An 11,487-nucleotide genomic window follows, 5' to 3' on the forward strand; every position below is an offset into this window, starting at 1 on the left:
GCGTGGTCGTCGAATCGTTACGTTATAACATAACGTCTCGCCTTCTCGCGGAAACGCCGGCGCGTCGCAACCCCGCCGCGGGGGCCTTTGCGCAGCGTCATGGGCGGGCGGTCTTCCCCTGCGGCCGGCGGATTGCGTCCCGCTTGCCCCTTGGAGCGGGCCCTGCGCTTCGCTATCCCCTGCGGTCCGAGACCCCGCAGGGAGACCCCGCCTTGGACACGTCCGCCGACAGCCCGACCCCCGCCGCTTCGGAAGCTCACGTCGCCCAGAAGATCGCCCGGCTGATCGCCGAGGAGATCGGCGCCCGCCCCCCCCAGGTCGCCGCCGCGGTGGATCTGCTGGACGGGGGGGCGACGGTTCCCTTCGTCGCCCGCTACCGCAAGGAGGTGACGGGCGGGCTCGACGACGCCCAGCTGCGCACGCTGGCCGACCGGCTGACCTACCTGCGCGAGCTGGAGGCGCGGCGCACGGCGATCCTCAAGTCGATCTCCGAGCAGGGGAAGCTGACCGACGACCTGGGCCGCGCCATCGCCGGGGCCGAGACGAAGGCGACGCTCGAGGACCTGTATCTCCCCTACAAGCCCAAGCGCCGCACCAAGGCGATGATCGCGCGGGAGAACGGGCTGGAGCCCCTGCTGCGCGCCATCCAGGAGCAGCGGGGCGCCGAGCCCGAGGCGCTGGCCGCGGCCTACGTGACCGAGGCGGTGAAGGACGTGAAGGCCGCGCTCGACGGCGCCCGCGACATCCTGGTGGAGGAGCTGGCGGAGAACGCCGACCTGCTGGGGCGGTTGCGCACGCTGATGCAGACGACGGGCGTGGTCTCGGCGACGGTGGTTCCGGGGAAGGAGGCGGAGGGGGCCAAGTTCTCGGACTACTTCGCGCATTCGGAGAAATGGGCGACGATGCCCTCGCACCGGGCGCTGGCGATCATGCGCGCCCAGAACGAGGAGATCGTGACCGTCGCCATCGCGCCGGAGCCCGAGACCGGCGAGGCGCAGGTGGAGGCCGCGGTCGCCGCCGCCGTGGGGATCCGGGGCGAGGGTCCCGGCGACCAGTGGCTGAAGAAGACCGCGGGCTGGGCCTGGCGGGTGAAGCTGAGCCTGACGATGTATCTCGACCTGATGGGCGAGCTGCGCCGGCGCGCGCATGAGGAAGCCATCGCGGTCTTCGCGCGCAATCTCAAGGACCTGCTGCTGGCGGCGCCGGCGGGGCCGCGGGCGACGCTGGGGCTCGACCCCGGCATCCGCACCGGGGTGAAGGCCGCGGTGGTGGATGCGACGGGCAAGCTGCTGGAGACGGCGACGCTCTACCCGTTCCAGCCCAGGAAGGACGTGCGCGGGGCCGAGGCGAAGATCGTCGAGATGGTGCGCAGACACGGCGTCGACCTGGTCGCCATCGGCAACGGCACCGCCTCGCGCGAGACCGAGCGGCTGGTGGCCGATGCGCTGAAGCTGCTGCCCGCGGGGGGGAAGACGCCCACCAAGGTGGTGGTGTCGGAGGCGGGGGCCTCGGTCTATTCGGCCTCCGAGCTCGCCTCGAAGGAGTTCCCGGATCTGGACGTGTCGCTGCGCGGCGCGGTCTCGATCGCGCGGCGGCTGCAGGACCCGCTGGCGGAGCTGGTGAAAATCGAGCCGAAGTCGATCGGCGTCGGCCAGTACCAGCACGACGTCGACCAGCACCGGCTGGCGAAGGCGCTGGACGGGGTGGTCGAGGATGCGGTGAACGCGGTGGGCGTGGATCTGAACACCGCCTCGGCGCCGCTGCTGGCGCGGGTGGCGGGCGTGGGGCCCTCGCTGGCGCAGAACATCGTGGGGCATCGCGACGCCAACGGCGCGTTCCCGTCCCGCAAGGCGCTGAAGAAAGTCTCGGGCCTGGGGCCCAAGGCCTTCGAGCAGTGCGCGGGCTTCCTGCGGGTGCAGGGGGGCGAGGAGCCGCTCGACGCCTCCGCCGTGCACCCCGAGGCCTACGATCTGGCGCGGGCCATCGTGAAGGCCTGCGGGCGCGACATCCGGGCGATCCAGGCCGACGGCTCGGCGCTGAAGCGGCTGGACCCCGAGGACTTCGTGACCGAGGCCTTCGGCCTGCCCACCGTGCGCGACATCCTGGGCGAGCTGGAAAAACCCGGCCGCGACCCCCGGCCGGAGTTCAGGACGGCGTCCTTCGCCGATGGCGTGGAAGAGATCTCGGACCTGCGCGAGGGCATGCTGCTGGAGGGCACGGTGACCAACGTGGCCGCCTTCGGCGCCTTCGTGGACATCGGCGTGCACCAGGACGGGCTGGTGCATATCAGCCAGCTCGCGGACCGGTTCGTGAAGGACCCGCACGAGGTGGTGAAGGCCGGCGACGTCGTGAAGGTCCGGGTGATGGAGGTCGACGCGCCGCGCAAGCGCATCGCGCTCTCGATGCGCAAGCAGGCCTCGGCCGAGGACGGCGCACGGGGCGAGGCGCGCCGCGGCGGCGGTCCGCGCGACGACCGGCAGGGCCGCGGCCGCGGCCCGGGCGGGCCCGGCGGCAAGGGGCCGGACGGGCGCGGCCCGCAGGGCGGCGGCCGCGGCCCCGGCAAGGGCCCGGGCGGCGGCGGCGGCAAGCCCGCGGGCCCCGGCGAGGGCGCGCTGAGCGCGGCGCTCCTCGACGCCATGCGCAAGCGCGGCTGAGGGCGCCTCCGCCGCCGGTCCTCAGGCGCGCCCCGCCTCGCGGGATCGCGCCGAACGCCCGCCCCCGGGCTCGCCCCGGGCTCGACCCGGGGCCTCTCCCCGGCCGGCGTCCTGCGTGGGCGCTGCGCGATATGGCCGACGCCGGCCCCGGGCCGGCCCGCCGGATGCGCCGCGTCGGCCGTCCCGCCCGCGGCTGGCGTTGGGCCCGCGGCGCAGGGCGGAGGCGGCGCCGGGGGGCGACCGCCGCGGGCGGCGGATGGCGCGCCGGGTCGGCGGTCGGGCGCGCGGGCGGCGACCGGGGACGCCCGCCGCGAGCGCTCCGCCCGCCCCGCGCCGCGGGCCCGCGGCCAGCCCCGGGGCGCGGCCGCCGACGCGGCGCCCCGCGGGAGGCTGGCGCGCGGTGGGCGGGGCGTGGCAGGCTCGCCGCCAGGCCCGCGCACAGGGAGACCGCGCATGACCGACATCGAGGGCGGCTGCCTCTGCGGCGACGTCCGCATCGCCGCCTCCGGCGCGCCGTTGCGGGTGGGGCTGTGCCACTGCCTCGACTGCCGCAAGCACCACGGGGCGGCCTTCTTCGCCGCCGCGATCTTCCCCGCCGCGGCCGTCGCGGTCTCGGGCGAGACCAACGCCTTCCGGGGCCGGCGGTTCTGCCCGCGCTGCGGCTCCTCGGTGTTCTCCGTCTCGGGCGACGAGGTCGAGCTGCATCTGGGCGCGCTGGACGAACCCAGCCGCTTCGCCCCGACCTACGAGCTCTGGACCTGCCGGCGCGAGGGCTGGCTGCCCGAGTTCCCCGGGCTGGCCAGGTTCGAGCGGGACGAGGCCCCGCCCGGGACCTGACCCAGGGTCAGCCCGCCTCGATCGGCAGGCTCTCGTCCATCGCCCATTCGGACATCGAGGCGTCGTAGACCGCCACGTCCTCGAACCCGAGCTGGTGCTGGAGGAAGGCGTCGAGCGTCGCGGCGATGCCCCCGCCGCAGTAGTTCAGCACCCGCTTGCCGGGCGCCGCCCCCGCCGCCGCGAAGGCCGCCGCGGCGGCCTCGGGCGAGACCAGCCGCTTGGTCTGCGGATCCACCAGCGAGCCCGCCGGCACGTTGGCCGAGCCGGGGATGCGGCCCGGGCGGCCGTAGCGGGCGTTCTGGCCCGAATGCAGGTCCGGGCTCAGCGCGTTCAGCGAACAGACCGCGCCGTCGCCGATGGCGGCCAGCATCTCGGCCTTGCCCACGAAGAGGCCGGGGCGCTCGCGCGCGGTCAGGGACCCGGCGGGGTAGTCGACGGGTTCGGTCGCGACGGGCCGGCCCTCCGCCTCCCACAGGTCGAAGCCGCCGTCGAGGATGGCGGCGTCGTCGAAGCCGATCCAGCGCAGCAGCCACCACACCCGCGTCGCCCACTGCGGGGTGCCGCGGGAGTAGAGGACCACCTTCGTCCCCTCCGAGACGCCGGCGCGGGCGAAGGCGTCGGCCAGTTCCTGCGGCGGCAGGCGCATGAAGCGGGTGGGGGCGTCGTCCTGCGAGAGCTCGTCCTGCAGGTCGAGGAAGCGGGCGCCGGGGATGTGGCCGGTCTCGTAGTCGGCCCGGCCGCTCTCGACGCGGTAGGGGCGGCCGGTGTTCTCCTCGTAGCGCAGGTAGACGGTGCAGTCGTAGATCCGCAGGGACGGGTCGCCGAGACGGGCCTGCAGGCTCGCGCCGTCGACGATCGCCTCGGGGCGACGCCAGGAATGGGTCATGGTCTCTCCTCCGGGCCGGTCTGAGCGCCGGCGCTCCGCAGGCACCCTGCCGGGAGCGCGGCCGGGCCTCAAGAGCGACGGCCCCCCGGCCGGACGCGGGAAGGCCGCGCCGGGGCGTCCGGCGCGGCCTGCGGTTTCGTCCGGGGCCCCGGGGGGGCCGGGTCACTCGGCGGGCGTCGGGCGGCCCTGCGGGGGGACCTCGTCGACGGCGGCGCCGCTCCTCTCGGCGGCCTTGTCGCCCATCGCCAGCGGGTAGATCAGGAAGAAGGCCGCGGCCACCAGGTAGCCCCCCGTCGGCCCGCCCAGCGAGGGCCAGTGCAGCGCCGCGCCGTGGATGATCCCGACCGAGGACATCGCGGCGCCCGCCAGCGTGAAGCCGCCCGCCACCTTGAAGTTCCCGTCGATCAGCGAGGCGACGATCGCGCCCCACACCAGCCCCGTCAGGATCGCCCCCTGGCTGAGCGCCAGGTGGCCGGTGTAGTGCGCCCCCTGCTGGAGCAGGGCCGCGGTCAGCGCCGGATCGCCGAGCTGCGGCAGCCCCTCGACGCCGGACGCCCCCAGCGCCCCCATCAGCGAGCCCCACTTGGTGATCAGGAAATCCGAGACATGGGGCAGCATGGCGAAGCCGACGGCGGCCATGTGCTCGGGCCGGATCGACTGGGCGGTGTTGGCGATCAGCGACAGCGCCACGAAGACCAGCACCGGCGCGGCCGCGGCCACCGGCATCAGGTCGCCCAGGAAGGCGAGCAGGCCGAAGATCGCCGCCAGCGGGATCACCACGCCCACGCCCATGACATAGCCCGCGTGCGCCCCCATCCGCTTGTAGGCCGGGTGGCCGATGTAGGCGGTGGTGGGGAAGGGCGAGCCGAAGAGCGCGCCCACCATCGTGCCCGCGCCGTCGGTGAGCTGGCACAGGGCGACGGGGTAGGGGTCGCCCGCGGCCTCGGCGCTTTCGACGTTGTTCATGGTCTCGATGAAGTTGTAGATCTGCACCGGGATCAGGACGAGGAACAGCTCGGGGTTCGCCCACAGATGCTGCACGCCGGCGACGAGATCGCCGAACCAGGGCAGCGGCGGGTAGAAGCCCAGGCCCTCGACCGAGATCGTCGACTCGCCCAGGACCATCGCGATCAGCACGCCGACCACCAGCGCCAGGAGGCCGGCGGGCATGTCGAAGGGCAGCCTGAAGCGCCCCACCAGCCCCCACAGGATGATGGCGAGCGAGGCGAAGCCGACCAGCGGCTTCTCGAACACCTCCGCCAGGGGCACGGCGCCGATGTAGACCAGCGCGATGCCGCACAGCGTGCCGAGCATGCCCGCGCGCGGGGTGACGGCCTTCAGCATCGGGCCGACGACGGCGCCGAGCGCGGCGACGATGCCGCCGATGAAGCCCGCGCCGATGCCAACCTGCCAGGCCAGCAGCGGGTCCTGCGTCGCCCAGTAGATCGGGCCGATCACGCCGAAGAGGTAGACGAACATCACCGGGGTCGAGATGCCGTAGGGCAGGGCGGTGACGTCGCGCCCCGCCTTCGCCGCGGCGCGTTTCGCGAGCCAGGTGTAGACGACGACCCCGAAGACGATCGCCACCGCCGCGCCGGGCAGGATCCGCCCGAAGACGATCTCGCCCGGCATCCCGAACACGAAGCGGCAGATGCCCGAGAGCACCAGCAGGTTGATCAGGTTGTCGGTGAACAGGGCCCAGAAGGCGCTGTAGTCGCTCTTGTGGAACAGCTTGTAGCTGTAGCTAGCTCCCGGCGGGGTGGCGCTCACGATCGGTCTCCTCGGTCCTGAAGTCTGGCTGGGTGAAATCGGGCTCCGCCGCGCGGGCGCGCATCGCCGCGTGGATCCGGTCGGCGAGGAAGGGCGTGGCGGTCATCCGCAGGCCCGTCGCGTCGCGGATGGCCGAGGCGAGGGCGGCGGCGACGGGGTTGAAGGGGCTCTCGGACATCGACTTGGCGCCGAGCGGCCCGAGGCGGTCGTGGGTCCGGGCGAAATGCACCTCGGTCACGGGAAGGTCGCCCATCGCGGGCAGGCGGTAGCCGCGGAAGGCGGGCGTCTCGACCCGGCCCTCGCCGTCGAGACGCACCTCCTCCCACAGGGCGGCGCCGATCGCCTGGGCGACGCCGCCCTCGATCTGGCCGCGGCACTGGCGGGGGTTCACCACGAAGCCCGCGTCGGCGGCGTGGACCGAGCGCAGGATCTTCAGCGTGCCGTAGCGGCGGTGCACCGCCACCACGAAGCCCTGCACGTTGAAGGCGACCGAGCGCGGCGTGCCGTCCGCGCGGCCCTCGGCCGAGACGCCCGCCAGCGTCGAGAGGCGCACCGTGCGCCGGCCGTCGGTGACCCCGCCGGCGCCCAGCACGCATTCCTCGACCGCCGCCCCCAGCCGCTCGGCCGCCGCCCGGCGCAGGGCGTCGGCGAGCGCCTGCGCCGCGCGCAGCGTCGCCTGCCCCGCCACCACCGTGCCGGTCGAGCCGAAGGCGCCGGTGTCGTGCGCGCCGAGGTCCGTATCCGACTGCTGCAGCCGGATCCGGTCGGGCGAGACCCCCAGCGCCTGCGCCGCGATCTGCACGTGCACCGTCGAGGTCCCGGCGCCGAACTCCGCCGTGCCGACCGTGAGGAGATAATGCTCCCCGTCCAGCGCGATGCGGCTGTGGGCGACATGGCCGCGCGGGGGGATGGTGTCGATCATCCCCACCGCCATGCCCCGCCCCACCAGCCAGTCGCCGGCGGCGCCTTCCCCGGCGCCCCCGACGGCCGGCCGCTCGCCGGAGACCCCCTCCCCGGGGCCCCCGACGGCGGGAGGCGTCGCCCCAGCGGACGCCTCCCCGACCGGCGCCGCCCCAGACGGCGCCGGGCCCGGCCGCTCCCCAGCGGCGCGGGCGACGGGGGGCCGCCTCCCAGCGGGCGCCCCCCCGATGCGATGATCTTCGGCCAGGGCGCGCTCGACCCGGTCCAGGCACTGGTCGAGCCCGTAGCTGCCGAACTCGACGTCGTGGGGGCCCGCGTCGAGCGACACCATCGGGTCGCCCGGGACCACCACGTTGCGCCGGCGGAAGGCGAAGGGATCCATGCCCAGCCGGCGGGCGAGTTCGTCCATCGCGCTCTCGACCGCGAAACCGGTCTGGCTGAGGCCGTAGCCCCGGAACGCGCCCGACGGGACCTGGTTGGTGTAGACCGCCCAGCCGTCGATCTTCTTGTTGGGGCAGCGGTAGAGCGCCACGGCCTCGCCGGCCGCGTGGAACAGCACCCCCGGCGCGTGGTTGCCGTAGGCGCCGGTGTCTGCGACGATCCGCATCTCGATCGCGGTCAGCGCGCCGTCGGCCTTCGCCCCGACCTTCACCCGCACCTTCATCGGGTGGCGGGTGGTGGTCATGGTGAACTGCTCGGCGCGGGTCAGCTCCAGCTTCGCGGGCCGGCCGGTGCGCAGGACGGCGAGGGCCACCAGGTCCTCGACCAGCATCTCCTGCTTGCCGCCGAAGCCGCCGCCCACGCGCCCGCAGACCACCCGCACCCGTTCCGGGGGCAGGTCGTAGAGCCGGGCCAGCGCGTCGCGGGTCAGGAACGGGGTCTGGGAGGAGGTGCGGATCACCAGCCGCCCGTTGCGGATCCAGCCGACGGCGCCGTGGGTCTCGAGCTGGGCGTGGCTGACCCGCTGGCTTTCGTAGACGCCCTCGTGGATCGCGTCGGCCTCGGCGAAGCCCGCGGCGACGTCGCCGACGCCGCCGTGGACCTCGGCCGCGACGTTGCGCGCGGGGTCGGCGATGCGCGAGACGGCGGCCGGCTTGTCGTGGATCACCGGGGCGCCGGGGGCCATCGCCGCCTCGGGGTCGAAGACCGCGGGCAGGATCTCGTAGTCCACCGCGATCAGGTCGCGGGCGCGCTCGGCGGCGGCCTCGGTCTCGGCCACCACCGCGGCCACGCGCTGGCCGGCGAAGCGGATCACCGGGTCGAGCACGCGGGTGTCGTCCACGTCGTCGAGCGGGTTCTCGTGCCGCGCGGTCGAGAAGCAGGCCGCCGGCGCGTCGCGGTGGGTCAGCACCGCCAGCACGCCGGGAACCGCCATCGCCGCGGCGACGTCGATGCGCCGGATCCGGGCCGAGGCGTGGGGGCTCTGCAGGACCTTGATGTGGCTCAGCCGCTCGACCGCCACGTCCATCGTGAAGCGCGCGGTCCCGTCGACCACGCCGCGGCCTCCCGGGGCCTGCACGTCGCGCGAACCGGCGGCGGGGATCTCGCCCTGCACCGCCTCGCGGATCGCGCGGTAGCCGGTGCAGCGGCAGAGGTTGCCCTTCAGCAGCCGGTCCGGCCGCGCGCGCTGCGCGGGGTCGAGGGCCGCGGCGGTCATCACCATGCCCGGCGTGCAGAAGCCGCACTGGAAGGCCTGGGCGTCGAGGAACCGCTGCTGGACCGGGTGCAGGCGCCCGCAGCAGGAGAGCCCCTCGATCGTGGTCACCTCGCGCCCCTCGGCGCGGTGGGCGGGCAGCAGGCAGGCGTGCACCGGCCGGCCGTCGAGATGCACCGTGCAGGCGCCGCAGTCGCCGGAATCGCAGCCCTTCTTGACGCCGAAGCGGCCCTGCTCGCGCAGGAAGGTGCGCAGGCACTGGCCGGGACGGGGCGTCGCGTCGATCGTCTCGCCGTCGATGCGGAACGTGGCGGGCTGGAAGCTCGTGGGCTGGAAGCTCATCGGGGCGACCCCAGCTCCGCCGCGATCTCGGCGGCGAACTCGCCCGAGACGGCGCGCCGCCAGGCGGGCGCGCCGTGGAGGTCGTCGAACCACTGGCCCTCGGCCGCCGCGTCCACCGCCGCCGCCGCCTCGGCGGGGGAGGGCAGGGCCGCGAAGGCGACCCGGACCGGCCGCCGCACGGCGCCGGTCAGGGTCAGGTCGAGCCCCGCCTCGCTCCGCGTGCCGATCATCAGCGCCCCGGTGCGCCCCATCGGCGACAGCGAGATCCGCCGGAACGCCGCCCGCCGGCGCAGCCGCCCGGCCGGGATGCGGACCGCGCGCAGCAGCTCGCCCGGCGCCAGCGCCGTGCGCTGCGGGCCCTGCACGAAGTCGAGCGCGGGGACCTCCCGCTCGGCGCCGTCGCGCCCGATGATCCGGCAGACCCCGTCGAGCGACGCGGTCAGCGCGATTATCGGCCCGGCCGGCAGGCCCATGCACAGGTTGCCGCCGACGGTGGCGACGTTCCAGATCTTGAACGAGGCGAGGAACGCCCGGCAGCAGCGGCCGATCAGGGCGGCGGCCCGCCAGTCGGGCGGCGCCTCGAACGCGTCCAGCTCGGCGACGGTGCAGGTGGCGGCGATCTCCAGCCCCTCGGGCGTGACGGTCAGCGGCGGCCAGCCGGCCCGCTCCAGGTCCACGAGGCGGCGCAGGCCGGGCTGAGGCTCCGAGAACAGCCAGGTGCCGCCGGCGAGCCAGGCCTCGCCCTCGGCCAGCCGCCCCGCCCGCGCGGCCACCGCCGCCGGACCCTCGGGCCGCTCCAGCGCCTCGACGCCGTTCAGATCCATTCGCCCACGCCTCCGCCGCGCGGCGCCGCGCAGGCGCCGCCGGTCCCAACCGTCGTCGGTCTTTCCGAATTCCCTCGCGCCGGGCCCCTCGACCCGGCCGCCGCGGCGCCCCTGGCGTCCGTCGACCCGTTCATAATAGCGCAGGCTTGAGAATTTGATATTTTCAATAAGAGATCGGTATGATGCCGGACCGGCAACACTCCCCGACAGTTCCCATGCCGGCAACACCCGCCCCCGGCGCGCCGCGCCGGCAACACCCGCTCCCGGCGCGCCGCGCCGGCGACCCCTGCCAAGAGCCCCCCCGATGTCCCATGTCGACGCGCCCGCCGAGCTGGAAGACGAAGACCGCCCCCGCAAGGACGCGCTCTCGCCCGCGCTGCTCGCGCGGGTGTTCCACCAGCCCGCCCTGATCTATTTCAACGCCGCCGCCGAGCATCTCTCGATCCGCGAGGCGGCGCGCCGGCTCAACGTCGCCTCCTCGGCCGTCTCGCGCCAGATCAGCCAGCTCGAGGATGCGCTGGGCCTCGAGCTCTTCGAGCGCGAGGCGCGGCGGCTGAAGCTGGCCCCGGCCGGCGAGATCCTGTTCCGTCATACCCGCCGCATCGCGGCGCCGCTGGAGTCCGCCGTGGCCGAGCTCGACATGCTTCGCGGCCTGCGCACCGGCCGGGTGCGCATCGCCACCATCGAGAGCGTGGGGCTGAGCTTCCTGCCCCTGCTGATCGCCGAATTCGGCCGGCGCCACCCGCGCATCCACCTCGACGTGGCGGTGCTGCCGGCCGCCGAGGTGATCTCGCGCCTCGCGGCGGGCGAGGTGGACGTGGGCTTCGGCTTCATCGCCGTGGCGCCGCCGGCGCGCATCGACGTGGCCCTGCGCCGCGACGTGCGCATCGGGGCGCTGATGCGGCCCGACCATCCGCTCGCCGACACGCCCCACCTGACCATCGCCGACTGCGTCTCGCATCCGCTGGCGGTGGCCAAGCCCGAGATCTCGATCCGCTCGGTGATCGAGCCGTTCCTGCTGCGCGCCGCCCCGTCGCTGCCGCCGCTGGTTGAGGCGGATTCGATCCGCATGCTGGTGGAGCTGGCGCGGTCGGGCCGCTACGCCTCGGTGATGACGCCGATCGGCGCGCAGTCCGAGATCGCCTCGGGCGCGCTGCGCTTCCGCCGGCTCGAGGACCCGGGCCTGCCCAGCAACCGCTTCGCGCTGATGACCGGGGCGGGGGGCGGCCTGCGCTTCGCCCCGGCGGCGTTCTTCGAGCACGCCAAGCACTTCCTCTCGACCATCGAGCTGCCGGGCGCCGTCTGAGCGCGCCGCCGCCCGCGCCCCGCGCCGGGACGCGCGGCATCGACGCCGGGCGAGGGGCCTGAGCCGACGTCTCGGCCGCCGCGGTCGGCGGCGCAGCGGCGGAGCGCCGCCCGGCGAGGCGGCGGCGATCGCCGCACGCCCGGGCCGCCCGGGCCGCGCATCGCGACGGCTCGCGCAGAGGCCGGAGCCGGTCAGGGATCGTCGGTCGATGGGGGGATGGCGCACCCTGACGAAGAAACTTCGAACGACCTGTTCGAGGTTCTGGAGGACTGGGAACATCAGCTTCGCCATGT

Annotated in this window: 7 protein-coding genes; 3 read left to right on the forward strand and 4 right to left on the reverse strand. The window is 74.8% G+C overall.

Going from position 1 to position 11,487, the window contains the following annotated elements:
- The first annotated feature begins 212 nt into the window (after positions 1-212).
- Together BM064_RS05635 and BM064_RS05640 are read left to right on the forward strand one after the other, a co-directional pair.
- Positions 213-2,654 (forward strand): Tex family protein, encoded by a 2,442-nt coding sequence (locus tag BM064_RS05635; protein ID WP_092858707.1) that lies wholly within the window; start codon positions 213-215, stop codon positions 2,652-2,654.
- A 453-nt stretch (positions 2,655-3,107) separates the two neighbouring features.
- Entirely contained in the window at positions 3,108-3,491 is a 384-nt protein-coding gene (locus BM064_RS05640) for a GFA family protein (RefSeq protein WP_092858709.1), read from the forward strand.
- Between the two features lie 7 nt (positions 3,492-3,498).
- On the opposite strand, the gene BM064_RS05645 is transcribed toward BM064_RS05640, so the two are convergent.
- The 4 genes from BM064_RS05645 to BM064_RS05660 form a co-directional block, all read right to left on the reverse strand.
- Positions 3,499-4,377, reverse strand: a complete 879-nt coding sequence (locus BM064_RS05645) for a sulfurtransferase (protein ID WP_092858711.1) — start codon at positions 4,375-4,377, stop codon at positions 3,499-3,501.
- Between the two features lie 162 nt (positions 4,378-4,539).
- Positions 4,540-6,147: a xanthine/uracil/vitamin C permease gene (locus BM064_RS05650; RefSeq protein ID WP_092858713.1), complete on the reverse strand. Its 1,608-nt coding sequence runs from the start codon at positions 6,145-6,147 to the stop codon at positions 4,540-4,542.
- Positions 6,122-9,064: a molybdopterin-dependent oxidoreductase gene (locus tag BM064_RS05655; protein WP_092858715.1), complete on the reverse strand. Its 2,943-nt coding sequence runs from the start codon at positions 9,062-9,064 to the stop codon at positions 6,122-6,124. The genes BM064_RS05650 and BM064_RS05655 overlap by 26 nt, the downstream gene beginning before the upstream one ends.
- Positions 9,061-9,888, reverse strand: a complete 828-nt coding sequence (locus BM064_RS05660; protein ID WP_092858717.1) for an FAD binding domain-containing protein — start codon at positions 9,886-9,888, stop codon at positions 9,061-9,063. The genes BM064_RS05655 and BM064_RS05660 overlap by 4 nt, the downstream gene beginning before the upstream one ends.
- A 304-nt stretch (positions 9,889-10,192) precedes the next feature.
- Here BM064_RS05660 and BM064_RS05665 point away from each other — a divergent pair, with 304 nt between their 5' ends.
- A complete protein-coding gene (locus BM064_RS05665) occupies positions 10,193-11,194 on the forward strand; it encodes a LysR family transcriptional regulator (protein ID WP_092858719.1) in 1,002 nt (333 codons plus the stop codon).
- Positions 11,195-11,487 lie beyond the last annotated feature (293 nt).

The organism is Albimonas pacifica (assembly GCF_900113695.1).
GTDB lineage: Bacteria > Pseudomonadota > Alphaproteobacteria > Rhodobacterales > Rhodobacteraceae > Albimonas > Albimonas pacifica.

What these genes read in the sequence shown, in the direction of transcription:
- BM064_RS05640 (WP_092858709.1), top strand. Translation starts at nt 3,108, where the DNA reads ATGACCGACATCGAGGGCGGCTGCCTCTGCGGCGACGTCCGCATCGCC.
- BM064_RS05645 (WP_092858711.1), bottom strand. Translation starts at nt 4,377, where the DNA reads ATGACCCATTCCTGGCGTCGCCCCGAGGCGATCGTCGACGGCGCGAGC.
- BM064_RS05655 (WP_092858715.1), bottom strand. Translation starts at nt 9,064, where the DNA reads ATGAGCTTCCAGCCCACGAGCTTCCAGCCCGCCACGTTCCGCATCGAC.
- BM064_RS05660 (WP_092858717.1), bottom strand. Translation starts at nt 9,888, where the DNA reads ATGGATCTGAACGGCGTCGAGGCGCTGGAGCGGCCCGAGGGTCCGGCG.
- BM064_RS05665 (WP_092858719.1), top strand. Translation starts at nt 10,193, where the DNA reads ATGTCCCATGTCGACGCGCCCGCCGAGCTGGAAGACGAAGACCGCCCC.